The organism is Faecalibacterium prausnitzii, from assembly GCF_003287405.1.
Taxonomy (GTDB): Bacteria; Bacillota; Clostridia; order Oscillospirales; family Ruminococcaceae; genus Faecalibacterium; species Faecalibacterium intestinale.
The window spans coordinates 113,645-138,741 of sequence record NZ_PRLD01000002.1 but is presented as its reverse complement, the minus strand read 5'-3'; the positions used below and the strand labels follow the sequence as shown (position 1 = coordinate 138,741).

22 protein-coding genes are annotated in these 25,097 nt (G+C 58.2%); 9 read left to right on the top strand and 13 right to left on the bottom strand.

What is annotated here, in order from left to right; genetic code table 11:
• Positions 1-50: 50 nt before the first annotated feature.
• Positions 51-1,238 (bottom strand): LL-diaminopimelate aminotransferase, encoded by a 1,188-nt coding sequence (locus C4N24_RS03020; protein WP_055185828.1) that lies wholly within the window; start codon positions 1,236-1,238, stop codon positions 51-53.
• 174 nt (positions 1,239-1,412) lie between these two features.
• A complete protein-coding gene (gene dapF / locus C4N24_RS03015; RefSeq protein WP_112090270.1) occupies positions 1,413-2,252 on the bottom strand; it encodes a diaminopimelate epimerase in 840 nt (279 codons plus the stop codon).
• 276 nt (positions 2,253-2,528) lie between these two features.
• Here dapF and acpP point away from each other — a divergent pair, with 276 nt between their 5' ends.
• The gene (gene acpP / locus C4N24_RS03010) at positions 2,529-2,765 is read left to right on the top strand and encodes an acyl carrier protein (RefSeq protein WP_015537798.1); all 237 of its coding nucleotides are present in this window, start codon (positions 2,529-2,531) and stop codon (positions 2,763-2,765) included.
• Positions 2,766-2,888: 123 nt separating this feature from the next.
• Positions 2,889-4,328, top strand: a complete 1,440-nt coding sequence (gene proS, locus C4N24_RS03005) for a proline--tRNA ligase (RefSeq protein WP_005922033.1) — start codon at positions 2,889-2,891, stop codon at positions 4,326-4,328.
• 383 nt (positions 4,329-4,711) lie between these two features.
• On the opposite strand, the gene C4N24_RS03000 is transcribed toward proS, so the two are convergent.
• The 3 genes from C4N24_RS03000 to C4N24_RS02990 form a co-directional block, all read right to left on the bottom strand.
• Positions 4,712-5,593: an aldose 1-epimerase family protein gene (locus C4N24_RS03000; protein ID WP_112090269.1), complete on the bottom strand. Its 882-nt coding sequence runs from the start codon at positions 5,591-5,593 to the stop codon at positions 4,712-4,714.
• 95 nt (positions 5,594-5,688) lie between these two features.
• Positions 5,689-6,837, bottom strand: a complete 1,149-nt coding sequence (locus C4N24_RS02995) for a sensor histidine kinase (protein ID WP_112090268.1) — start codon at positions 6,835-6,837, stop codon at positions 5,689-5,691.
• On the bottom strand, positions 6,834-7,511 hold the full coding sequence (locus tag C4N24_RS02990; RefSeq protein ID WP_112090267.1) for a response regulator transcription factor: 678 nt from the start codon (positions 7,509-7,511) through the stop codon (positions 6,834-6,836). The genes C4N24_RS02995 and C4N24_RS02990 overlap by 4 nt, the downstream gene beginning before the upstream one ends.
• Positions 7,512-7,668: 157 nt before the next feature.
• Here C4N24_RS02990 and C4N24_RS15290 point away from each other — a divergent pair, with 157 nt between their 5' ends.
• The 4 genes from C4N24_RS15290 to C4N24_RS02975 all read left to right on the top strand — a co-directional run bounded on the left by C4N24_RS15290 (position 7,669) and on the right by C4N24_RS02975 (position 10,325).
• Positions 7,669-7,812 (top strand): CD1871A family CXXC motif-containing protein, encoded by a 144-nt coding sequence (locus C4N24_RS15290; protein ID WP_333490614.1) that lies wholly within the window; start codon positions 7,669-7,671, stop codon positions 7,810-7,812.
• Positions 7,805-8,689, top strand: coding sequence for a 4Fe-4S binding protein (locus C4N24_RS02985; protein ID WP_112090266.1), 885 nt, complete (start codon positions 7,805-7,807; stop codon positions 8,687-8,689). The genes C4N24_RS15290 and C4N24_RS02985 overlap by 8 nt, the downstream gene beginning before the upstream one ends.
• Positions 8,690-8,693: 4 nt before the next feature.
• Entirely contained in the window at positions 8,694-9,575 is an 882-nt protein-coding gene (locus C4N24_RS02980) for a TlpA family protein disulfide reductase (RefSeq protein WP_112090265.1), read from the top strand.
• 126 nt (positions 9,576-9,701) lie between these two features.
• Positions 9,702-10,325: a hypothetical protein gene (locus C4N24_RS02975; RefSeq protein WP_242983170.1), complete on the top strand. Its 624-nt coding sequence runs from the start codon at positions 9,702-9,704 to the stop codon at positions 10,323-10,325.
• On the opposite strand, the gene C4N24_RS02970 is transcribed toward C4N24_RS02975, so the two are convergent.
• Both C4N24_RS02970 and C4N24_RS15285 read right to left on the bottom strand, forming a co-directional pair.
• Positions 10,303-11,868 carry a recombinase family protein gene (locus C4N24_RS02970; RefSeq protein ID WP_112090264.1) on the bottom strand — a complete coding sequence of 522 codons (1,566 nt, stop codon included), beginning with the start codon at positions 11,866-11,868 and terminating at the stop codon, positions 10,303-10,305. The two genes, C4N24_RS02975 and C4N24_RS02970, sit on opposite strands and share 23 nt — an antisense overlap.
• Before the next feature lie 61 nt (positions 11,869-11,929).
• Positions 11,930-12,076 carry a hypothetical protein gene (locus C4N24_RS15285; RefSeq protein WP_181573038.1) on the bottom strand — a complete coding sequence of 49 codons (147 nt, stop codon included), beginning with the start codon at positions 12,074-12,076 and terminating at the stop codon, positions 11,930-11,932.
• A gap of 290 nt (positions 12,077-12,366) precedes the next feature.
• Between C4N24_RS15285 and C4N24_RS02960 the strand changes: the two genes are divergently transcribed.
• A complete protein-coding gene (locus tag C4N24_RS02960) occupies positions 12,367-14,154 on the top strand; it encodes an extracellular solute-binding protein (protein WP_112090262.1) in 1,788 nt (595 codons plus the stop codon).
• A 25-nt stretch (positions 14,155-14,179) separates the two neighbouring features.
• Positions 14,180-16,441 carry a hybrid sensor histidine kinase/response regulator gene (locus C4N24_RS02955; RefSeq protein ID WP_112090261.1) on the top strand — a complete coding sequence of 754 codons (2,262 nt, stop codon included), beginning with the start codon at positions 14,180-14,182 and terminating at the stop codon, positions 16,439-16,441.
• A 131-nt stretch (positions 16,442-16,572) separates the two neighbouring features.
• On the opposite strand, the gene C4N24_RS02950 is transcribed toward C4N24_RS02955, so the two are convergent.
• The 4 genes from C4N24_RS02950 to C4N24_RS02935 form a co-directional block, all read right to left on the bottom strand.
• Positions 16,573-17,043 carry a hypothetical protein gene (locus C4N24_RS02950; protein ID WP_112090260.1) on the bottom strand — a complete coding sequence of 157 codons (471 nt, stop codon included), beginning with the start codon at positions 17,041-17,043 and terminating at the stop codon, positions 16,573-16,575.
• A 235-nt stretch (positions 17,044-17,278) separates the two neighbouring features.
• A complete protein-coding gene (gene bilR, locus C4N24_RS02945) occupies positions 17,279-19,204 on the bottom strand; it encodes a bilirubin reductase, long form (protein WP_112090259.1) in 1,926 nt (641 codons plus the stop codon).
• Positions 19,205-19,234: 30 nt separating this feature from the next.
• Positions 19,235-19,990, bottom strand: a complete 756-nt coding sequence (locus C4N24_RS02940) for an alpha/beta hydrolase family protein (protein WP_112090258.1) — start codon at positions 19,988-19,990, stop codon at positions 19,235-19,237.
• 3 nt (positions 19,991-19,993) lie between these two features.
• Positions 19,994-21,382 carry an MFS transporter gene (locus C4N24_RS02935; protein WP_055185386.1) on the bottom strand — a complete coding sequence of 463 codons (1,389 nt, stop codon included), beginning with the start codon at positions 21,380-21,382 and terminating at the stop codon, positions 19,994-19,996.
• Between the two features lie 215 nt (positions 21,383-21,597).
• Between C4N24_RS02935 and C4N24_RS02930 the strand changes: the two genes are divergently transcribed.
• Positions 21,598-22,428, top strand: coding sequence for a helix-turn-helix domain-containing protein (locus C4N24_RS02930; protein ID WP_242965898.1), 831 nt, complete (start codon positions 21,598-21,600; stop codon positions 22,426-22,428).
• Between the two features lie 68 nt (positions 22,429-22,496).
• Here the strand turns inward: C4N24_RS02930 and C4N24_RS02925 are convergent, their stop codons facing one another.
• Entirely contained in the window at positions 22,497-23,456 is a 960-nt protein-coding gene (locus C4N24_RS02925) for a calcium/sodium antiporter (protein ID WP_112090256.1), read from the bottom strand.
• A gap of 239 nt (positions 23,457-23,695) precedes the next feature.
• The gene (locus C4N24_RS02920; RefSeq protein ID WP_112090255.1) at positions 23,696-25,003 is read right to left on the bottom strand and encodes a putative ABC transporter permease; all 1,308 of its coding nucleotides are present in this window, start codon (positions 25,001-25,003) and stop codon (positions 23,696-23,698) included.
• Positions 25,004-25,097 lie beyond the last annotated feature (94 nt).

Here is a 25,097-nt window from a genome sequence, read left to right as displayed (position 1 = left end):
AAAACACACCCGCCGCCCAAAACGGACAGCGGGTGCAATTTTTATGGGTTTTACAGTGCCTTGATAGCGGTCTTGATGCGCTCGGCGGCAAGCTTGGTCTTTTCCGCATCGCCGAAGGCGGTCAGGCGGAAGTAGCCCTCGCCGCACTCGCCAAAGCCCACGCCGGGGGTGCCCACCACGCCGCAGTTTTCCAGCAGCCAGTCGAAGAACTCCCAGCTCTTCATGTTGCCGGGGCAGCGCAGCCAGATGTAGGGGCTGTTCTTGCCGCCGCAGTACCACACGCCGCACTCGTCCAGTGCATCGGCGATCACCTTTGCGTTGCGGCGGTAGTAATCCAGATTGGACTGGATCTCGGCCATGCCGCTCTCGGTGAACACGGCAGCAGCGGCGCGCTGCACCACATAGGGTACGCCGTTGAACTTGGTGGTCTGGCGGCGCAGCCACAGCTTGTTGATGCTCATGCCCTCGCGCTCCAGCTCCTTGGGCACGACGGTGTAGCCGCAGCGGGTGCCGGTAAAGCCTGCGATCTTGGAGAAGGAGCAGATCTCCACAGCACACTGCCGTGCACCCTCGATCTCGAAGATGCTGCGGGCCAGCTCGCCGTCCGAGATAAAGCACTCGTAAGCGGCATCGTACAGGATGATGGCATCATTCTTGCGGGCGTAATCCACCCATGCCTTCAGCTGTGCGCGGGTGTAGGCAGCGCCGGTGGGGTTGTTGGGGCTGCAGATATAGATGATATCTGCCTTCACGCTCTCGTCCGGCATACCAAGGAAGCCGTTCTCCTGCCCCGTGCGGCTGTAAATGATCTTGCGGCCATCGGTGACGTTATCGTCCACATAGGTGGGGTACACGGGATCCGGCACCAGCACGGTGTTGTCCACATCGAACAGCCCCAGCAGGTTTGCAAGGTCGCTCTTCGCGCCGTCCGAGATAAAGATCTCGTCCTCGGCAAGCTGGGTGCCGCGGCTGGCGTAGTAGCCCTGAATAGCCTGCTTGAGGAAGGGGTAGCCCTGCTCCGGGCCGTAGCCGTGGAAGCCCTCCTTGGTGCCCATTTCCTCGGCAGCGTCACGCATAGCCTGCACCACGCACTTTGCCAGCGGCTGGGTCACATCGCCGATGCCCAGACGGATGATCTCCTTTTCCGGGTGTGCTTCCTGATACGCAGCCACCTTGTGGGCAATGTCCACGAACAGGTAGCTGGCCTTCAGCTCATTGTAATGCTTGTTCATCTTCATGATACTTTCCCTCGCTTCTATATTGTGGAACCCTCTCAGTCATCTCGCATCCGCTCGATGCCAGCTCCCCCGAGGGGGGAGCTTTTCATTTTGAAGGGAAACTTTTCCTCTTGATGCAGAAAAGCTCGCCCTTCGGGAGAGCTGTCGCCGTCAGGCGACTGAGAGGGTTCTTATTTACACTTCGGTCGTGCCCTCGCACACGGTCTCGGCAGCGCCGGTCATCAGCAGCTGTTTGCCGGGCAGCACCCGGATGGTCAGCTCGCCGCCGCGCAGCTGCACATGGACATCCTCCCCGGCGGGGCAGATGCCCAGCTCGGTCAGGGCTGCCACAGTGGCACAGGTGCCGGTACCGCAGGCCCATGTCTCGCCGCTGCCGCGCTCCCACACACGCATTTTCAGGTGGGTGGCGTCCACCACCTGCACAAACTCGGTGTTGATGCGCTCCGGGAAGTTTTCGTGGTGCTCAAAGCCCGGGCCGATCTGCTCCAGCTTCAGGCTGTCCACATCCGGCACAATGGTCACACAATGGGGATTGCCCACGCTGATGCAGGTCACCCGCCACAGGTTCTCTTCCACCTGCAGGGGTAGGTCTACCAGCGGCCCTTCGCCCATGTTCACGGCGGGCAGCGCCGCTGCCATGGCGGTGTAGGTGCCCATCTCTACCTGCCACAGCCCCTCGCCCATGCGTGCAACGGTCTTTAAGCCGCTGAGGGTGTCGATGGCAAGCTTCGGCTTTGCAATGCCGTGGGTATACAGCCACTCGGCCACGCAGCGGATGCCGTTGCCGCACATCTTGCCCTCGCTGCCGTCCGCATTGAAGATGCGCATCATGGCGTCTGCCCCGGCTGTGACCGGTGCGCAGATGCAGATGATTCCGTCCGCGCCGATGGAAAAGTGCCGCCGGGACAGCCGCTGTGAAAGCGCTGCGATATCCTCCGGCACGCCGGAGGTGCGGCAGTCCAGATAGATATAATCGTTGGCGCAGCCCTGCATTTTGGTGAATGAAAGCTTCATGCTTATCGCTCCTTATAAAAGGGACTGGTCAGTCCCCGTAAACTCATTACTTTATAATGATAAAAAAACCGGCACGAGATGTCAAGGGAAAAAGCAGCTTTCAGACAATTTTCTTCAGTTGCTGCAAAACAGGGCTTGACAATACGCACTGCATGGGATATAAAAAAAGAGAGCGCTTTGTACAGCAGGCAAGGCCGTGCCGGATACCGGAGGTTTTTCCGGGGCACGGCGGGCTGTACGCGTATGCAATACAACTGCAAAAAGGAGACCACAGGAATGGATACTTTTGAGAAAATCCGTGCATTGCTGGCTGAGCAGCTGGACGTTGACCCGGCAAAGATCACGCTGGAAAGTGATATCATGAGCGATTTTGAGGCTGACAGTCTGGATATCGTAGACATGGTGATGACGCTGGAGGACGAGTTTGGCATTGAGGTGCCGGACGACGCCATCGAGTCCCTGCGCACCGTAGGCGATGTGGTAAACTTTGTGGACAGCCACGCGCAGAACTGATTCTTTTAGGCAAAAGCCCCGCCTTTGCAGTGCGGCACACGGCCGTGCAGGCAGACGGGGCTTTATTATGGTTCGTGCGGAACGCGCAGCGTTTGGCGCACGGCCTTGGGAGGATATAACAAAATGGCAAAAGACAACAAGAAGCTCGTGCAGGCGATCACCAGTCAGGAAGAAAACTTTGCACAGTGGTACACCGACATCTGCGTGAAGGCAGAGCTGGTGGAGTATTCCAGTGTGAAGGGCTTTATCATCCTGCGCCCCTATGGTCAGGCCATCTGGGAGCTGATCCAGAAGGATCTGGATGCCCGGTTCAAGGCTACCGGCCATGAGAATGTGGCTATGCCGGTGCTGATCCCGGAGAGCCTGCTGCAGAAGGAAGGCGAGCTCGTCAATGGCTTCGCGCCGGAGGTGGCGTGGGTCACGATGGGCGGCTCCGACAAGCTGGAGGAGCGTCTGGCGGTGCGTCCCACCAGCGAGACCATGTTCTGCGACCACTGGTCCCGCGTGCTGCACAGCTACCGTGAGCTTCCCATGAAGTACAACCAGTGGTGCAGCGTAGTGCGCTGGGAAAAGACCACCCGTCCCTTCCTGCGCAGCCGCGAGTTCTGGTGGCAGGAGGGTCACACCATCCACGAGACCGCTGCCGAGGCCGAGGCTGAGACCCAGCAGCAGCTGAACTGCTATGCAGACACCTGCGAGCAGGATCTGGCGATCCCCGTGGTGAAGGGCCGCAAGACCGACAAGGAAAAGTTTGCCGGTGCCGAGGCCACCTACACCATCGAAGCCATGATGAAGGACGGCAAGGCACTGCAGAGCGGCACCAGCCACTACTTTGGCGATAAGTTCAGCAAGGCTTACGACGTTACCTTTACCGGCCGCGACAACCAGCTGCATCATCCGTTCCAGACCAGCTGGGGCGTTTCTACCCGTCTGGTGGGTGCCATCATCATGACCCATGGCGATGACGACGGCCTGATCCTGCCCCCGGCCATTGCCCCCATTCAGGTGGTGGTGGTGCCCATTGCCGCCCACAAACCCGGCGTCTCCGAGAAGGCTGCCGAGCTGGCCGAGAAGATCAGCAAGTACGCCCGCGTGAAGCTGGACGACAGCGACAACGCCCCCGGCTGGAAGTTTGCCCAGTGGGAGATGAAGGGCGTGCCCCTGCGCCTTGAGATCGGCCCCAAGGATCTGGAAAAGAACCAGTGCGTGCTGGTGCGCCGCGACACCCGTGAGAAGGTCTTTGTAAGCTTGGACGAGCTGGAGACCGCCATCCCCGCCCAGCTGGAGGCTCTGCGCAAGGATCTGTACCAGCGTGCGCTGGAAAACCGCGAAAAGCGCACCTGGGCTGCCACCACCATGGACGAGGTGAAGGAGCTGGCCAAGGCTAACACCGGCTACATTAAGACCATGTGGTGCGGCGATCTGGCCTGCGAGATGAAGATGAAGGAAGAGGCCGGACTTTCCAGCCGTTGTATGCCCTTTGAGCAGGAGCAGCTCAGCGATGTGTGCCCCTGCTGCGGCAAGCCCGCCAAGGCCATGGTCTACTGGGGCGTTGCTTACTAAGCATTTGCCTTTCTGACCCGATACAAAACCCCCGGAGCGCTTTTGTGCTCCGGGGGTTTTACTTGTCATTTGTCGAATTATATGCTATTATAGAGTTGCTGCTCTAGCAGCAAGGCACTGCACATAACGGCAGGCGGTTCGGCCCCACTTCCGAAAGGAGGTGAAGCTTATGCCAATTACTTTGACGTTCCATATCTTCGGATTGGTATTTACCATCAAGGTAAAAAGCGAGAACCGCCACCCTGGCCGGTGACGGTTCTTAGTTTCTAAGACGGTTCATCAAAAGGGCTGACCGCTTGTCGCAGTGCCTTTTCTATTTACAGTATACCCACTTTTGAGGTTTCTGTCAAGAGCACGCAGCTTCGTTTCTGCGTGCTTTTTTCTTACCGGTCAAAGGTGGTGCTGAGGGTGGTCTGCCAGCTTTCGCCGGGGGCAAGGCAGGCGGCTGCGGCGCGCTGCTCCCAGTCCTGCGGGTCGGTAGCAGCGGCGGGCAGGCTGTGCCACGGTTCAATGCACACAAAGCGCACCGGCTTTGCAGGAGCCGACCAGATGAGCGAATAGGGGTAGCCCTCCACCTTGCAGGTGATATTGCGGCCGGTGTCCTTCTCGCAGATGCCGATGGTGCCAGTGCGTAGGCCTGCCATGCAGAAGCTGTCGTCGGCAAACAGGTCGTCGGTCAGCGGGATGGCCTGCTGATTCTTCCACTGGTAATAACTCTTGCCGCTCAGCAGGCCGTTGGGGCTGGCGTCAAGGATGACCGGGCTTTCCGGCCGGTCAAAACGGAACTCGTAGTCAGTGGTGGTATGCTTGGCATCGAACGGCACATTGAACGCCGGATGAAAACCAATGCCGAAGCGCAGCTCCTCCGTGCCGGGGTTCGTCACCTGCAAAGTGTGGTGCACAGTCTTACCCTCCAGACGGAAGGTGCTGGTGAGCACAAAGTCATAGGGGAAGCGCTCTGCCTTGATAGCATCGTCTGCCCGCAGCTCCAGCTGGATGGTGTCCCCTTCTGCCCGCAGCAGGGTATGCTCCAGATCCCGGGCAAAGCCATGCTGACCGCCCTTCCATGTTTTGCCTTTGGCTGCAAAGGTGCCGTCCACCAGCTTGCCCGTCCACGGGAACAGGATGGGCGCGTGGCGCTTCCAGATGGCAGGGTCAGCCTGCCAGAGCAGCTCTTCGCCTGCGGCGTTCTTCAGGCTGACGGCCTCTGCACCGTGGGTGTCCACGGTCAGGGTCAGGAATTCGTTGTGAATGGTTGCCTGCATTTTCAGTATCTCCTTTGTCCTTCTTATTTTCCGGGGCCTGCTGTTTCCAGTATACTCCCCTGTGTGCCAAAAATAAAGCCCCAGTCCGCCCGGTTTCAACAGGGCTGTGCCAGCGGCAGGGCGACGGCAAAGGTAGTGCCGTTTTCGCTGCTGCTCTCCACAGTCACACTGCCGCCGTGCAACACGGCGATCTCCCGCACAAGGGCAAGCCCAAGCCCCACGCCGCCCATTTCCCGGCTGCGGGACTTATCCACCCGGAAAAAGGGCTGGAAAATGCTCTCCCGGCAGTCTGCGGGGATGCCCGGGCCGGTATCCGCAACGCGCAGCACGGCGGCTTGCTTTTCCTGCCGCAGGGTAACGCGCACCGCACCGCCGGGGCGGTTATACTTGATGCCGTTTTCCACCAGATTGAACACCAGCCGGTAGATCAGTGCATCGCTGCCCACCATGCCAAGCTCCTCACAGTCCTGCTGCAAGGAGATGTTGTTTTTCTGGGCGAGGGGGGTCAGGTCGGTCAAAATTTCCTCCACCAGCGGCGCAAGGGCGATCTGGTCGGTACGGGAGACCGATTGCAGATTGCTCATTTCCAGCAAAGTGCGCACAAGGGCAGTCAGACGGTCCAGCTGCTCCCGCAGAGAGATGACCAGCCCGGCGGTCTCGGCGTCCATGGCCGGGTGCTCCTCTGCAAACAGTTCCAGCTTTGTCTGCAAAATGGCCAGTGGAGTGCGCAGCTCGTGGGCGGCGTTGCCCGCAAACTGCCGCTGCAATTCAAAGGACTGCGCCAGCCCATCCAGCATCCGGTTCACCGACCGGCTCAACTGCCCGAATTCCCGCACGGTATCCTCGTCCAACCGGGCGGTGGCAATGCTGTCCTGATCGACCCGCTGCGCCTGTTGCGCAAGCTGCTGCAACGGTTTCAGCGCTCTGCCGCTGACAAAATAAGCGATGGCTGCGCTGAGGATGGTGACCACGGCGGTGATGCACCAGCCCTTGCGTCCAAAAACCACCTTTGCATCGTAGACTTCCTGCGAAAAATGTGCCAGCAGGCTGGACATTTCCTCCTGCGGGATCTCGATTGTCAAGGAATCCGCGCTGCCGGGCTGATACTGCATCATAAAGCCGTTGAGGGCGTCCATGCCGGTAACGCCGGTGCGATACAAAAGCAGGTTCATGCACACGCAGGCGCAGGCGATGAGCAGCGCCGTCAGCAGGGTGATGCGCCATTGCAGGGATAAACGCTTCATTGTACCTCTCCTCCGATCTCGTAGCCTTCCCCGATGCGGTTGCGGATGGGGTCGTAGCCCAGCGCCGCCCGCAGCTTTTTGCGCAGGGCAGAGATATGCACCCGGATGGAGTTGCTAAAGCTGTCCACGCTGCCGTCCCAGACGTGCTCGATGAGTTCTTCCTGACTGACCGGGCGTCCCTGATGCAGCAGCAGATATTCCAGTACGCCGCTCTCCTTCCGCGTCAGGGCAAGAGTCTGGCCGTCCACCGTGGCAACGCGGCTGCGGGTATTGAAGCTGAGCCGCCCACAGCACAGGCAGACATCCTGCTGGATGAACTTGCGCCGGGTCAGGCTGCGCACCCGGGCTTCCAGCTCTGCAAGGTGGAAGGGCTTGGAAAGATAATCGTTCGCTCCGGCATCCAGTCCCTCCACCTTATCTGAAATTTCACTGCGCGCTGATAAGATCAGCACACAGGTCTCAAGGTCGTGCTGCCGTAAGCTGCGCAGCACCTGCATCCCGTCCACCTTGGGCAGGTTGAGGTCCAGCAGTACAAGGTCGTACCGCTCTGCCGCCAGCGCTTCCAGTGCGGCTTCGCCGTCTGCACAGGCGTCCACCTCGTACCCGGACAGCCGCAGCTTCCGGGCAATGTCCTCCCGCAGGGAGTGCTCGTCCTCTACTACCAAAAGGCGCATTTTGTTTTCCACCCTTCCCGTAAAAAATCCATTTCTTGCGTTTTCTTCATTATAACAGATTATAGCAGACGGTGTTAAGATTCGTGTTAAGATTTTCTTAGCAGAAATTTTATCCCGGATAGTGTATACTGGTGCCATCAAACAACAGGAGGCTATGATGTTCATGACAAAAAAACAGGCGCAGCTACTTTTGCTTGCCGCCGGGGTGCTGATGCTGCTCTTCGGTGTATGGCGGGGCGAGGCAGACACCGTATTTTCAAAAGCCATCCGGCTGTGTATGGAGTGTGTGGGCATTGGATAAGAAAAAACTAGATCCCCTCGCCCGATTCCGGGGCTTTATACAGGCCGGGGCAACCCTTTTGACCAATATCCACCTGCCCAACTTTGCCAAAGGGACGCTGTATCAGGGCAGCGGAAAATATGTCTGCGTGCCGGGACTGAACTGCTATTCCTGCCCGGGCGCTGCGGGTGCCTGCCCGGTGGGGGCGTTCCAAGCGGTGGTGGGTTCCTCCAAGTTCCGCTTTTCCTACTACATCACAGGCATCCTCATCCTTTTCGGGGTACTGCTGGGGCGGTTCATCTGCGGCTTCCTCTGCCCGTTCGGCTGGTTTCAGGAACTTTTGCACAAGATACCCTCCCCTAAGTTCTCCACCAAAAAGCTAAAGCCGCTGCGCTATTTAAAGTATGCAGTGCTGCTGGTCATGGTGGTGCTGCTGCCATTGCTGGCGGTCAACGAGCTGGGCATGGGCGACCCGTTCTTCTGCAAATACCTCTGCCCGCAGGGCGTGCTGGAAGGTGCCATTCCCCTCTCCCTGACCAATGCGGGCATCCGCGCCTCGCTGGGCAAACTGTTCACATGGAAAGCCTGCATTCTGCTGGCAGTCATTGTGGGCAGCGTGGTGTTCTACCGCCCCTTCTGCAAGTGGCTGTGCCCGCTGGGCGCTTTCTATGCGCTGCTGAACAAGGTCTCGCTGTTCCAGATGCGCGTAGACACCCACAAATGCGTCTCCTGCGGTGCCTGTGCAAGGGCCTGCAAGATGGACGTAGACATTACCAAGACCCCCAACCACGCCGAATGTATCCGCTGCGGGATGTGCATGAAAGCCTGTCCTACGGATGCCATCCAGTACAAGTTCGGGTTGGGAGACAAATCAAACACTGAAGCAACAAAGGAGTAAAACCATGAAGCTTAACCGTGTAACCGCACTTTCGCTCAGCCTTGTGCTGGCTTTCAGCCTTGCCGCCTGCGGGCAGGGCGCATCCTCTGCATCTTCTGCATCCTCTTCTTCCGCTTCCTCTGCGGCAGCGGAAAGCAAGACCGAGGAGCAGCTGCTGGCCGAGGAAAACGAGATCCTTTCCGCAAACGATGCCCTTTGGGAGAAGGTGTTCTCCTCCATGGACAAAAACGTGACCGAGACCACCCTCAGCACGAACTACGGCGATTTTCTGCTCAGTGCCGTGGAAAAGACAAAGGACCAATTCTCGGACGAGGAGTACAAAACCCTGACCGCCGATGCAGAAAAGATTCGGGATATCGAAAATCAGATCGCCGCCCTTGCCCCCGCGGACGCGGCTGCTTCCAGTGCCGCCGCACAGGGCACTGCTTTCCCCCAGTTTGAGGGCAGCGATTTAGAGGGCAACCCGGTGGACAACAGCCTGTTTGCGGGCAACGCCTTTACTGTGGTGAACTTCTGGTTCAACGGCTGCAAGCCCTGCGTAGAGGAGCTGGACGACCTGAACGCCCTGAACGAAAAGGTCAAGGCACAGGGCGGCGAGGTGGTCGGCATCAACACCGAGACGCTGGATGGCAGCCAGCAGGGCATCGAAGCTGCCAAAAAGCTGCTGGCAGCAAAGGGCGCAAGTTACCGCAACATCTACTTTGCTTCCGGCAGCGAGGCCGGCAAGTTTGCGCTGAACATCATGGCCTTCCCCACCACCTACGTTTTTGACCGGGACGGCAACGTTGTGGGTCAGCCCCTGCTGGGCGGCATTGACAAGGAAGAAAACCTTGCCGCCCTGCAAAAAAACATTGACGCCGCCCTTGCCAAGGACAGCGCCAAATAAGCGATTCTCCCCTGCCGCCTTCGGGCGGCTTTTTTGTTTGCCGCGGACATTGCCATGCACGTCCGGGCACCGGACGGAATACGCTGGGGCAGAAGCATACTTTTACCAGCAAAGGAGCGTATCTCCATGAAAAACACCGGAACTCTCCGCATCCAGACCTTTGCGGCACGCCAGTCTGCCCCCGTGGAGGGGGTGACCGTTGCGGTGCAGGGGGACGGCTTCACCCTGCACTGCATCACTGATGCCACCGGCAGCGCCGCCGATATTCCCGTTGAAGCCCCCGCCTGCGCCCTCTCGCTGGACGAGGACAACACCACCCGCCCCTATGCCATTGTCAGCCTGACCGCCGCAAAGCCCGGCTACCGCACCGTGCGCATTGAGGGCATCCAGATCTTTGCCGGGCAGGTAACGCTGGCGCAGCCCCAGATGCTGCCCGTCACCGAGGAAGACCGGGACATCCCGAACGCGCCCATCATCATCCCGCCGCACGCTTTGTTTGCGGGCAGCGGCGGCAGCGGCCCGCAGCCGGTGCAGCACTGCACGCCCCGGGTGCTGGATCAGGTCGTCATCCCTAAAAATATCACGGTGCATCTGGGCAAGCCGGCGGCTTCTGCCCGCAACGTGACGGTATCCTTCCGGGATTATATCGCAAACGTTGCTTCCAGTGAGGTCTACCCCACATGGGCAGACGAAAATACCCCAACGGGCAGACAGGGTGTTTTCCGGCTCAGAACGCCCATTCGATCGTGATCTCCTGCTGCCCGGTCAGCGGGTCTTTTGTTCCGACAATAACCCGCCGCACCAAAAGCACCGCAAGCTCCCGGGTCAGATGGGAAACCTGTGCCAGCTCCCGCACACGCTGCCTTTGCGCCGGAGCGGCGTCCGTTTCCTCCGGCTGCTGTTCCAGTTCTGCTTCCAAGCCACGGATACGGTTTTCCGCACTTTTTATTTCCTCCCCAAACGCCCGGTTCATCTCTGAAAACTGCGCGGCATCGATCAACCCAGATACCTTATCCAGATACAGCTGCTGCAAAGCCCTGCGCCGCCGGTCTGCTTCGCATTGCAGCCGTTTCAGCTCGCTGCGCTTTGCCTGCGCCCGCTGCCGCACCGGGTCATCCTGCCGGGGCAGCTCCACCTTTTCCGGGTCAACATAGACCTCTGCGTATTCCCGGATACGCTCCCGCACGGTGTTTTCCAATGCGTTCAGGTCAGTGCAGGTCTTATTGCTGCACCGTTCCGGCGCACGCTGGTGCATCCGGCAGCGGACATAGCGTCTTTGAACGCCATCCGCTCTTGGCTGATGGGCAGTCTGCTCCATATAGCTGCCGCAGCAGCCGCAAACCACCTTTTTGGCAAGCGGATGGATCGTCCCCTGCACGCCGCTCCGGGTGCGCGCTGCCAGCATCCGCTGTACCGTTTCAAAGGTGTCACGGTCTATGATAGGCTCGTGGGTATTTTCTACAACGATCCACTGGGACTTTGGCAGCCAGACCGTCTTTTTGGATTTATAGCCCACCTTTTTGTGCCGCCCCTGTACCAGATCTCCGATGTACGTCTGATTATGGAGCATCTGATAAACAGTCGGGCTGCCCCACAGCGAATAATCCGTTTTTTTCATGGCAGTGTGGTACTGCGCACCGTGCAGCTGTTTGTATGCTGTCGGGCTGGGAATACCTTCATTGTTCAGGATCTGCGCGATCTTATGCGCACCCATCCCGCTAAGCGCCAATGCAAAAATGCGCCTTACCACCTCAGCCGCTTCCGGGTCGATGACAAGCTTTCCCTTGGCGTCCGGGGCTTTGCAGTACCCATACAGTGCAAAGGAGCCGATGAACAGCCCCTCTCTGCGTTTGTGGTCCAGCACGGCGCGGACATTGTTGGACAGGTCCTCCAGATACCACTCGTTGATCAGCCCATTGATCTGGCGGGATTTTTTGTTTGCCGCCTCGCCGGTATCCACATGGTCCACCACGGCAATAAACCGGATGCCCCATTCGATGAACTTTCCGTGCAGATATTTTTCCACCAGCTCCATATCACGGGTAAAGCGGGACTGCGTCTTTGCCAGCACCACATCAAACCTGTGTTCGCTGGCAGCCCGGATCATTTCATTGAACGCCGGGCGCTCCCGGTCGATGCCGGAATAATCCTCGTCCGAATAGATCTGGTAAACTTCAAAGCCCTTTTCTGCGGCATACGCGGTCAGCATGGACTTTTGGTTCTGGATGCTCTCCGATTCACCGCTTTTCCCTTCATCCTCCTTGCTCAGGCGGCAGTAAATTGCCGCTTTCATGGTCTGCGCCCTTTGTTTCCGGCACAGGTATCCCTGCACAGCATCTTAATCGCCCTCCCTTCTATGCTCCGTCCTGCAAGGGTATGGGCGTATCGTTTTGCAGTGCATCCGTGAGATAGCGCTCAAACGCCTTTTTAAACTGTTCCCTGCGCTGTTCCCCGCTGTCGGAGCAGAATTTTTCGTACAGAATAAAAGCCGTGTTTTCCATAAGCACCCTCTTTTCGGTCTGCATGGTCGTTTTGTGCGTCATCTCAGTCTATTTCCGGCTTCTGCGGTTCAGAACTCCGCCGGACGGAAAGCACCTGCAAAGCACGCGGTTTTTCGCCTTTTTCCATGCAAAAACCTTTAAAAACAGCTTGAAACGCTTTTGTTGCAATGATACAATAAGAATGTCATTTTATGGGAAAATCGGCGTATGCCCAGTGCGGACAGGCCGCGAGCGTGGGAGTTCCTGTGGGGTGTGTAAGAATAGCCAAACTGTGAGGAAGGTATTATTGTATGATGAAGAAAATCTCCCGCCGCTCGTTTTTGCAGGCTTGCAGTATTGCTGCCGCCACGGCAGCGCTGACCGCCTGCGGCGGCGGCAAGACCGAAACGGCGAAAAAAGACGATGCGCACGAAGCCGTCACCTTTATGGCACCTTATAAGGAGATAGAAGCCTTTATTGAGCAAGTACACAGCGTTTACCCGGAAGTGAACATCGAGGTCGTGCCCTACAGCGGCGATAACACCACCACCTGTTTGGAGAATATGTTTGCGGCGGGCGACCTGCCGGACGTCTGCACCTTGACCTACTACGATCCCCAGATTGATCTGGTCTCCGACAAACTGCTGGACCTTTCCGGCTACGATTTTACGGATAACTATGTGGAGTCCCGTCTGCAGGACGTGTTCGACAATGGTGCCATCTACCTGCTGCCCTCGACCTACAACTGCTACGGCATCACCTACAACAAGACCTTGCTGCGGGCACACGGCTGGGAACTGCCCAATTCTTTTGCTGAACTGGAAGTGCTGGCTGCAAAGGCCAAGGAAGCCGGGGTCGATCTCTGCCTGTCACAGATCCAGTATCCGGGCTACGGTTTCCAGTATCTGTGCAACATTGCAGATGCCGATTTCCTCGGCACGCTGGATGGCAGACTGTGGCAGAAGGATTATCTTTCCGGCAAGGCAAACGTCAGCAACACCCCCGGCATGATGCAGGCAATGGCGTATGTCAAAAAGTGGAAGGACATCGGGATGCTGAACGGCTCCGGTGATGCTCTTGACGACAACGTGACCCGGCAGAGGATGGCCGAGGGGAACACCCTGTTTTTGATCGGAAACACCAACGGCATTGTGGAGGCAGACGGCAACGCCGATAAATTTGGGCTGATGCCGTTTCTCTCGGAGGACGGCACCCAGAACGTTTTTGTGCTGAATGTGAACCGTTTCTACGGTCTGAATAAAAAGCTGAAACAGAACCCCCAGAAGCTGGAAGATGCGCTCAAGGTGATGCGTGTGCTTTCCACCGTTGCAGGCACCAGCGCTCTGCAGCCCGCAACGGCGCTGAAAAGCAGCCTGTTGCCCTTCAAGGGTGCAAAGGCAGACGGCACCTATTACGCCGATGTTGCCGATGCCCTGAATGCAGGCAACACCGCGCCCTTTATCTATTCCGGCTGGGAAAACACCATCGTGACCACCGGCCTTAAAATGCTGGACTTCATCAAGGGCAATGCTACTATGGAGGATGTCATCCGTCAGCTGGACGAGGATCAGGACAGTGTGGTGAACAACACCCCGGATGTCATCACTACCGTTACGGAGGAGCTTTCGCAGCAGGACTGCGCCATGCTGGTAGGCCGCTGCTTTGCACAGGCCACCGGCAGCGACCTTGCGCTGGTCTCGCTGAGCACATGGATCCCCGGCAACCCCACCGAGCAGAACCACCACGGCGTAGCCGCCAAGCTGTACGCCAAGGGCATTACGGATTACGACCTTTCGGCCATCCTGCCCACCGGCTGGAACCGCACCATCCAGACCGTCACCCTGACCGGGCAGCAGATCAGCGACCTGCTGGCTTCTGGTTACGATGCCTACGGCAACGGCAAGGGCTACCCCTATGTGCTGGTAAGCCCGGTGCAGCCGGAGGCGGGCAAGACCTATCAGGTTGCTATCTGCGGTGTGAGCGACCAGCTGGCTGCTGAAGCAACGGTGACAGACAGCGGCGTGGTGGGCATGGATGCCGCAAAAGCCTTCTTTGGTGCTTACACCACTATCAGCCGGGCAGACACCGCATGGAATTAAACAGAACAGACAGGAGATACTGGATGTGAACAAGAAAAAATACCAAAAGCTGCTTTGGGGCACCGGCTTTGTCATCATCGTGTTGATTCTGACCCTTTTTGTCATGAGCCAGACCTACATCCAAAACCTTGTCTACCATGAGCGGCTGAGCCAGATGGAAGAGGTCACCCACCAGATGTTCCACAGTCTGGAGGATGTGATCGACAACCACTGGGACGAGGTGAATGTACAATGCAATTATTTGTACTATACTCCGCTGGAGACTGATACCGATCTCTACCGCTATCTGAAAAAGCTGTCGGAGCTTTCCAATTACCATGAAAAACAGATTGAACTGATCGCCGTGGATGCTGCCGGGCGTTATTATACCGAGTATGGCCACACGGGTCTACTGCGGGAAATGAACTATCTGGAAAACGCGCCGCAGCGGGTCAGCTATGTTTCCAATTCGTTGACCGTGGACGACTCCCGGATGGTGTTCCTGAAACAGCTCCCCACCCCCATCACACTGCAAAGCGGAGAGAAAGAGATCACCCTGCGCTACTTTGGCATCGCCCAGAGTATGACCCAGCTGAACGATAATTTCCGCTGCGACGCCTACGAAAATAACAACAGCGTCTATGTGCTGGACAACAACGGCTTCAAGCTGTTCAACGCCAATGACACTGAGCTGCTGAAGGGGCATAACGTATACACCGTGCTCTCCCAGATGTCCTATCTGCACGGTTCTTCCTTTGCAGCAGCAAAGGAGCGGCTTGCCCGCACAGGCTCCTGTTATTCCAACGCCGTGCTGGACGGGACTGAGTATTACTACGCCCTGAAGCAGATGGAAAACGCCCAGTGGACGCTGGCGTTCCTTGTTCCGGCAGAATATGTGGCCGTGAACACGCAGAAGCTGGTCAATATCGTCATGGTCGTTATTGTAGGCTTTGCAACGGTGTTTTCGATCATGGCAGTCATTGCTGGCTGGTTCCTTTTGCGGGAAAAGCAGCAGCGGGAGCTGCAGGCTGAAAAAAAGACGAACCTCCGTCTGGAGCAGTATAACATCCAGCTGACGCAGGCTAACGACGAGATGCGGCGGGCGCAGGATGCTGCCGCCGAGGCGTTACAGTCCGCCGAGCGTGCCAGCAAGGCCAAGACGGACTTTCTTTCCAACATGAGCCACGATATCCGCACCCCCATGAACGCCATCATCGGCATTACCACCCTGATGAAAAACGAGCTGCACGAGCCGGAAAAACTTGCCGAGCATCTGGGCAAGCTGGAAACTTCCGGTCAACTGCTGCTGGGCATCATCAACAATATTCTGGATATGAGCCGCATCGAGAGCGGCAAGACCACCCTGAATGTGGAAAAGATGAACCTGCCCCAGCAGATCAGTCAGCTGGACAGCATCATCCGCCAGCAGGCAGGTCAGCGCAGTCAGACCTTTACGGTAAGCACCAATCTGCAGCACGAAAACGTGCTGGCCGACCCCAACCGTCTGAATCAGGTACTGATGAACATCCTCTCCAACGCAGTCAAGTATACGCCCACCGGCGGGCATATCCGGTTCGAGGTGGAAGAGCTGCCCCGGAACGAGCACTACGCCCGGTACCGCTTTGTGGTGCAGGATGACGGCATCGGCATGAGCGCGGACTACCAAAAGACCCTTTTCGACCCCTTTACCCGGGAGGAGCGCTCCGGCATCAACAAGGTGCAGGGCACGGGTCTGGGTATGGCTATTACCAAAAGCGTCATAGACCTGATGGGCGGCTCCATCAGCGTGGAGAGTGCCACCGGCAAGGGCACCCGCTTTGAGGTAGTGCTGGAATTTCCCATTGATACCGAAGCGGACACGGTGCAAAAGGCGCAGACGCTCCCGGAGGAAGAAGAGACCACCTCTCCCCTGTCCGGCATGAAGTTCCTCTGCGCCGAGGATAACGCCATCAACGCCGAGATCTTGCAGATGCTGCTGGAAACAAAAGGCGCAGGCTGCACCATCTGCCCCAACGGTCAGGAGATCGTGGATGCCTTTGCCAGCGTCAAGCCCGGCGATTATGACATGATCCTGATGGATATCCAGATGCCGGTGATGGATGGTCTGGAAGCCACCCGCCGCATCCGCAGCGGTGAAAACCCGCTGGGCAGAACCATTCCCATCCTTGCCATGACGGCAAACGCCTTCCTTGAGGATATGCAAAAGAGCAAGGAAGCCGGCATGGACGAGCATCTGTCCAAGCCTGTGGATATCAGCGCACTGGAACAGGTGGTGAAGCGCTTCCGCGTTACCCCCCCCCGAAAATAAATAGCGGTATACAGCGTTTTTGCCGCAAAACGCCGCATAACCTTGCATAAAAATCTGCTGCCCCTTTGCCCGGACGCTCTGGCATCCGGTGCGGGGCAGCAGTTTTTTGCGTTATAGAGGGAATGTTACGCTCAGATGGGCATGGTCTGGTAGAACCAGTCCGAAATGGCCTTGCGGGTGTCGGCAAAGAACTTCTTCACCGGGCAGGCGGCATCGCGGGCTTCCTGTTCCAGATCCGTGCCTGCGGGGAAGTTGCGGATGACGGTATACGCCACCGACTGCGGCGGCAGCGACATCATCACAGCCGGGTCGTGCACCACGCAGATCTGCTCGCCTACCGCAAGGGTGGCGGGGTCAGAGGTGGTCTTTTCGTCATGATCCTGCCAAACGGTGCTGTCGGTGACGATCATCTGGTAGGTTTCCTGCTCTTCCGCAGAAACCAGAATGGACTCCACCTTGCCCTCCACGGTGCGGCTGACGCCCTCTACCGTGCCATAATAGTAAAGCTTTTTGGAAAACAGCGCCGAAGCAGAGGGCAGCACGCTGACGCTGAGCAGCAGCACTGCAAGCAGGCAAAAGAGCGAGCGATAGGTCTTTTTCATAGAAAACCTCCATTTTTCATGTTGCAGCGGAGCGCCCGGCGCTCCCGGATGCCTTATTTTACCACAACTACCGTTGGATTTCTATATCCGGGCTTAACCGGGGGAAATATTGCAAAAGGCATTGCGTCATGACCCTTTCAGTCATCGCCGTCAAGGCTTTGCCTGAGAGGGTGAAAAAAGTGGGTCAGAAACACCCACAGATGTTTCTGACCCACAAATAGAACGATTTTTTGTTTTACAGCTGGCAAGCGGTATCGTAACCGGTGCGGATGGCGTTGGAGATATCCGCAGCCTTGCCGGCGGCATCGCCGATGGAATACACCGGGATACCGGCAGCTTCCAGCGCAGCAGCGTCAAATTCGTTGGAGCGTGCGCCCATGGCCAGCACGATGTAATCGCAGGGGATGGTCACCTCTGCGCCGTCCTTGTTCTCGCAGACAACGGCGTCCATGCGGAACTCCTTGACCTTGTGGCTGGGGTACTGCTCCACGCCGTAGGTCTTGTAGTTTTCCAGCAGGGTGGGCAGAATGGTGACGCTCTCGCCTGCGGCGATCTTGTCCATCATCTCGATAACGGACACCTTGCAGCCGCGGGCAGCCAGATACTCTGCGGTCTCGCAGCCTACCATGCCGCCGCCGATGACAGCAACCGTGCCGTACACCTGCTGCTCACCCGCCAGCACCTTCCAGGCGTCGGCCACGTTCACGCTGTCAATGCCGGGGATGCGGGGTGCGGCGCTGTGTGCGCCCACAGCGTTGATGACAGCCTCGAAACCGGCGTCCTTCAGCTGCTCGGCGGTGCGGGTCTGACCCATGCACAGGTGCACACCGGCGTTGCAGACCGCGTGGATCAGATCCTGTGCGGCGCGGCGCATCTCCTCCTTGCGGGGAGGCACGCAGGCAATGTTCAGCTGACCGCCCAGAGAGGTGGTCTTTTCAAACAGGGTCACGTCGTGGCCGCGCAGCGCTGCCACACGGGCGGCTTCCAGACCGGCAGGGCCGCCGCCAAGGACGGCAATCTTCTTTTTCTGCGCTGCGGGCTGGATGCTGCGGGTGTTCTCGTAGCCGTTCTCCGCGTTCAGCACGCAGGAGAGGAACTGACGGTTCTGGATGGCATCGGTGCAGCCCTTGTTGCAGCTGATGCAGCGGCGGATATCGCAGGCCTTCCCGGCAGCGATCTTGGTGCCCCAGTCGGGGTCTGCCAGCAGCGGACGACCCATGGCAACCATGTCAGCCATACCGCTCTCGATGACACGCGCAGCCATGTCGGCATCCACGATACGACCCACGGCGCTGACCGGCACATTGACGGCCTTTTTGATGTCCCCGGCGATCTTGACGAAGAAGCCGTAGGGCTGCACGCCCATGGGAGGAATGGTGTCGGCCATGTTGCCGGTGTGGTTGGCCTGTGCAACGTGGAACATATCCACGCCGTCCTCCACCAGCCACTGGGCAAACTGCACGGCGTCGGCTTCGTCAATGCCGCCCTTGCCGCGCTGCGGGGTGACGATGGACAGCTTATAGTCGATGACCATACCCGGCACAGCCTTGCGGATGGCGCGGGTCAGCATCCGGGCAAAGCGAACGCGGTTCTCCAGACTGCCGCCGAACTTATCGGTGCGGTGGTTCATGCGGGTGGAGCACAGGCAGCCGTTCAGGCGGTCGCCGTGGATCTGAATGACGTCCACACCGGCCTTCTGGGCACGCACTGCGCAGGCGCACATCTTATCGATGATGGACATCAGCATCTCCTCGCTGGCCTCATCGGTAAAGAACATCATGTCGTGGTGCAGGCGCTGACGCATCTCGTCAAACTTCTTCTGCATAAACAGGCTGTTGATGGCGTCCACATCGTACTCCGGGTGGAAGAGCTGGACGCCCAGCTTGGTGCCGTAGGCGTGTACGCTGTCGGCCAGTGCCTTGAAGGCAGGGATCTGGCTGTCATCAAACAGCTTGGGGGTGGGAGAAAAGCTGTTGATGGGTGCCACATCGCCCATAACGATGTAGCCCACGCCGCCCTTTGCCAGACGGGTGTAGAAGCCCATGTCCTGCTCGCTGATCATGCCGTTTTTCTCGTAGCCGGTGGTCAGCGGGGGGAACATGATGCGGTTTTTAAAGGTCTGTCCGCCCACCTCGATGGGCTGCAGAATTACGTTTTCCATACAAAAGCCTCCTTGCAGATACGCTTTGCTTTACAGATTTGCTTTGATGAATGCTGCGGTCTTTTCCTCCACGGCGGCACGGGCTGCCAGCGTGGCAAAGTTGTGGCCGCCGCCTGCAATGGTGTCCACCTCGGGTGCGGTGTACACCTGTGCGTAACGGCTGCAGGTGCCCTCGTCCACCAGACGGTCATCGTCGGCGCGCAGCAGCAGCACCGGGCCGTTGTAGCCCTTGGCCTCGGTAAAGGGATCGGGGTGCTTTGCCATCTCGTAGTTAAAGGCCATCTTGTAGCACAGACCCTCCATGTCGGTGTAGTCCCTGCCGGTCTGCACAACACCGTCGGCACGCTGTGCGCAGCCGAACCACATCCCGGCGCCCGGGCACAGCAGGATCAGGCCGTGGGGCTGGATGACCGGTGCGCAGGAAGCGGCAATGTAGCCGCCCATGCTCTGGCCGGAGAGGAACAGCTTTTCGCTGTCCACATAGGGCTGCTCAGCGGCCCATGCAAAGATATCCTGTGCATCGGTGTGCAGGCCGTCGAAGCTCATATCCTCGAACTCGCCGTCGCTCTCGCCGTTGCCGTAGAAATCGAACCGGGCGCTGCCGATGCCCTGCGCTGCCAGAGCGCGGGACAGGTGGGTGTACATGGACTTATAGCCGCTGCAGCTGCCGGCAAAGCCGTGCAGGTGCACCACAAAGGGTACCTTGCCCTCGGTGTCGGGCAGGGTCACGATGCCGCGCAGGGTGTGACCATTGCGGTTTTTAAACTGAACCTGTAAGATTTTCATGGTTTACTTGCTCTCCTTTGCGGCGCGGCGAGCCTTCAGCTCGGTCAGCATCTCAGCAGTCTTCTGCTTGGTCAGGGGGTAGACGAAGAACAGGATGGCAACTGCAATGCCGTAGCCCAGGAAGTAGACGCCGGTGTAGCTCTTCCAGATAGCGTTTACAACGCCTGCGGTCTGCACAGCGCCTGCGGTCACGTTGTAGCCGATGGCACCCAGCACAAAGCTAGACAGGCTGCCGGAAATGGCGCTTGCAAGCTTGCGGAAGAAGGAGTAGGTGGAGTAGACGATGCCCTCGTTACGCTCGCCGGTCTGCAGCTCGTGGTAGTCGATGGCGTCGTTGACCATGGCCCAGATCAGCACCTGCATACCGGAAGCGCCCAGATAGCAGATACCGTTGATGACGATGAAGGCCACAGGGTTATGGACGGGGAAGAAGAACAGGATGCCGAACACGATGGCGGCAAAGCCTGCGCCCATGCAGCACCACTCCTTCTTGCCGAACTTGTTGGCAAGAGGCTGGGTGATGGCAAAGGACAGCACAGCGTACAGCACGCTCAGCATACCGGAGACAGCCTGAATTTTAACGTTGCCGAAGAAGTCCTTGTACAGATAGGTGTTCAGACCGTTGACCACGGAAGCACCGATCATGCCGGTCAGGCTGAAGAACATAACGCCCAGCAGAGCCTTGTTGTGAGAGATCTCCTTGAGCACGTGCAGGTAGTTCAGCTTTTCGCCCTGCGGACGCTCGGGCACTTCCACGCGCTCCTTGCACCACACGCAGGTGATCTGCAGGCACAGCAGACCCAGCATAGCGCAGATGCAGGCCAGCATCAGGAAGCGGCCAGCCACGGGCTTGTTGTCTACATACAGGAACAGGGGGCCGATCATGACCATGACGGTCATGAAGATGGTGCCGCCAAGGCTGCGGTAGCGGGACAGTGCGGTGCGCTGGCTGACATCATCGGTCATCACGCTGGACAGGGTACCGAAGGGCACGTTGACGCAGGTGTACAGTGCCTCGTACAGAACGTAGGTGACGAACATATAGGCCAGACGCAGGCCGTAGTTGATATTGCCCACATTGACAAAGCCCAGTATGCACAGCACTGCCATGGGGAAGGAGAAGGCGCGGATCCAAGGGATGAACTTGCCGCCCTTGGTGGCCTTGCGGGAGTCCACGATCGCGCCGATGATGGGGTCGTTCACGGCGTCCCAGATCTTGGTGACCAGCAGCAGGATACCCACATGGAAGGGGTTGACCTGCAGGATCAGGGTGTAGAAGATCGACAGATACATGGCACGGTACTGCTCAGTAAAGCAGCAGCCCAGATCGCCCAGTGTATAGCCGATCTTGTCCTTCATGGAGAAGGGTCGGACGGTCTTTTTCTGGTCCATTGTGTTTTATCCTCCTTAAAAACAGTGAAACCACGAGACTTTTCGCACAAGTCTCTTTTCTACACTTTGCATTATACGTTAAATTTCCATCAATACATATCCAAAAAATGATTGAAAACTATCACGAATTGATGTATTATGCAATTATAACAGTTGTACTTTTCTGTTGTGTACAACAAATTGTTGCACATGACAGTTTCACGGAGGTTTTTTTGGTGAACTATACAGTCAAGCGTTATTTTTTTGAGCAGAGCGCCGTCCGGGAGTTTTATTCCGGCGCGTATTATGATTTGTTTCTGGTCATGCGGGGCAGCGGTGTGTTCCGGTGCAGTGAGGTGGTGCTGCCCGCCCAACAGCAGAACCTCATCATCTTCAAGCCCGGTCAGGGCGGCAGGCTGGAATATGCCGGTGCCTACGGCCCGCTGGAGCTTATCCGGGTACAGCTGTCCCCCCAGACGCTGGCGCAGCTTTCGGATGCAGACACCGACCTTGAAAAAAGCTTCAACGTCGTCCCCTTCCGGCAGGTGGCTGTCCGCCCGGACAGCCAGATCTATATGCTGCTGAAAAACCTTGCCCGGAAGCTGCTGATGCTCCCGCAGGAGCGCACCCAGTTCGGCGCAGCGGTGTTCGAGCACGGTATTCTGCAGATGTTCGTGGTGCTGGCGCTGCGTGCCTGCATCCATGCGGAGTTCCACACCGCATCGGTCAGCCGCCACCACCTGATGCTGGACGAGGTGTTCCTGTTTATTCAGGCGCATCTTACCGAGGAGCTGACGCTGGAACGGTTGGAGAAGGAGTTCTTCGTCTCCCGGGAGCATATTGCCCGGGAATTCAAGCGCCAGACTGGGCAGACGGTGCACCGCTACATCGTAAAGGCGCGGTTGGACCGCTGCTGCACCCTCATTGAGCAGGGGCTGCCCATCACCGAGGTGTACAAGACCAGCGGCTTTGGCGGCTACAACCACTTTTTCCGTGCCTTTAAAAAAGAGTACGGCATGACCCCCAAGGAATATTTCAGCACCACCCGGCAGGACGCCCGGGGATGATTATTGTAAAAAAGAACCCCGGAGCATCCGCAGACGCTCCGGGGTTCTTTGATCATAAAAACTTTGGATCAGATGCTGAACTGCACGGCGCAGAAAGCAGCATAGATGCACAGCAGTGCAATGCCCTGCGGGCGGCTCAGCTTGCCCTTGATCAGCGCGGGCAGGGTGAGCAGCAGCATCACGGCAAACATCACCGGGATATCCATCACCAGAGAGGCGTTCATGCCTGCGATGGTGGAGTTCTGCGGAATGCTGAAGGGTGCCAGCGTGACAGACACGCCGCTGACCAGCACCAGATTGAACACGTTTGCACCGATGACGTTGCCCAGCGACAGCGCACCGTGGCCCTTAGCCAGCGAGGTGATGGCGGTGACCAGCTCCGGCAGCGAGGTGCCCAGTGCCACAAAGGTCAGCGCAATGACCGACTCCGGCACGCCCAGTGCCTGTGCGATGAGGGTGCCGTTGTCCACCAACAGGTCAGCGCCCACAGCAATGAGCACTGCGCCGATGGCCAGCAGCCCCAGCTCCTTGGCAAAAGACCCTTCCTCTGCCTGCTCCTCCTCTTCCGGGGCGGGGGCGTTTTTCATGGCCAGCACGTTGCACACGATGTAAGCCACGAACATCGCCAGCAGGATCAGGCCCACCGGGCGGGTGAAGGAGCCGGTGGTGTAAGCCACACCGGCATAGAAAGCGGCAGCCACAAAGAAGAAGGCTACCGGGGTGCGCAGGCTTTTGGGGTCAACCTTGCCCGGGCGCACCGCAATGGTAATGGCGGCGATCAGTGCAGAGTTGCAGATGACCGAGCCGATGGCGTTGCCGTAGGCGATCTCGCCGTGACCGGTGAGTGCAGAGGTGGTGGACACCATGACCTCCGGCAGGGTGGTACCAATGGACACCACCGTAGCACCGATGAGCAGCTCCGGCACATGGAAGCGGCGGGCGATGCCGGTGGCACCGTCCACAAACCAGTCGCCGCCCTTGATCAGGCACAGCAGACCCACGATAAACAACAGAACAGGGATCAGCATAAAATCTCTCCTTTTTCGAATGGTGTCGGCAGAAGCGCAATAAAAAAGACCTTTATCACATCCTGCCCGGAACGGGGAAATGTGATAAAAGTCTCAAGCATCGGTACTGCATCGGGCATCTCTGCCGGGTCTGTCGCTGCAGCACAGCGCACTTTTTTACAAAGGTACGCCCCTTACTCCCTTTTATCCAGAGGGTATTATACCTGCTTTGGGACAAAAACGCAAGGGGAAAATGGAATTTATTCTGCCTTGGTCACTTTTTTGGCGTTGGGATAAATGCGCTCCATGCGGGCATTGTCGAAATGCTCGTCCAAAAATACCTCCAGCTGCCCGTTGGGCGCTTCGCCGCTGGTGCGGGCATCGTACCGCGCCAGTGCCAGCGCACTGGTGAGCATATTCACCGCCATAAACACCGCCAGCACCGCCGTCATCCACGGGCGGATATGGCTGCGCACCTTTTTCATCAGCCTGAGCACCAGTGGGTAGCCGTAGCGCATCCACAGCACCGCCGCAATGCCCCAGAAAAAGCAGTACAGCAGGTTGATGCGCCCGCCCAGATTGAACTTGAACTTGCTGTAATCCCAGAACACCGTGCCGAACAGCAGCTCGGTGACAGCGCTGCACACATACTCGTACACGCCGCCCAGCACCGTGCCGAAGGCGAAGAGATAGCGGTCGCTTTTTTCCTGATTCTGCCGCAGCAGCACGGTAGCCATGGCCAGCGCCAGACCCCACACCACGCTGAAGGGCCCCCATACCAGACTGGAACGGCTCATCCACACCCCGGCGGTCAGGCGGCAGAACACCGTCTCCACCAGATCGCCCAGAAACGCCCCGATGACGAACAGCCACAGCAGGTCTGCCGCGCTGAGGAAGTCGGCTTTCCCCTTCTGCACTGCCGTGGGCTGCTGCCGGGCGGCTTCCGGGTAGGCGCGCTGGATGCGCTTTTCCACATACACGGCAATGCGGCGGCGCAAGGTATCGGAGCGCGCTTCCAGTTTCTGGTTCAGCTGTTCCAGCACCGGGTGCTGCGCCGCGTACCGCCCCACCAGCACCGCCGAGCCCAGCTGATCCAGCGCCGCAATGCCAAGCGCGACCCATACCAGCGGATGCAGCAGCCAGTCCGGCACAAGAGCACACAGCCGCAGCAGCAGCCCGTTGCCCCACAGCACAGTCACCATGCCCAGCGCACCCCACAGTACCGAATACTGCAGGCAGACGTAGCCGTTCAGGTTGAATTTTTTATCCGAGTAGTCCCACCATTTGCGGTTGTGCAGCCGCTCCAGCAGTTTTGCCGTGAGCCACTCCACCACGGTAGCCGTGAGCATACAGGCCACAAACAGCGCCACCGGCTTTGTACGCATATCTGCAAAGCCTACTGCCATCAGGATGGCCGTGGTGCCGTAGACAAAGCAGAACGGCCCCGCCGCCATACCGCGGTTTGCAAACCGCTTGCCCCGGAAGGTGGCCACCACGGTCTCCCCTACCCACCCAAGGAAGGAATAGACCAGATACAGCACACCCAGCGTGTAGAAGTTCAGTGTCATCGCGCTTTCCTCGCCTTCAAGTTTTATGTTTTGATTGTACTCGCTTGCGCCGGTTTATACAAGGGGGTGGTGGAAAATGTTACAATTGGCGTGG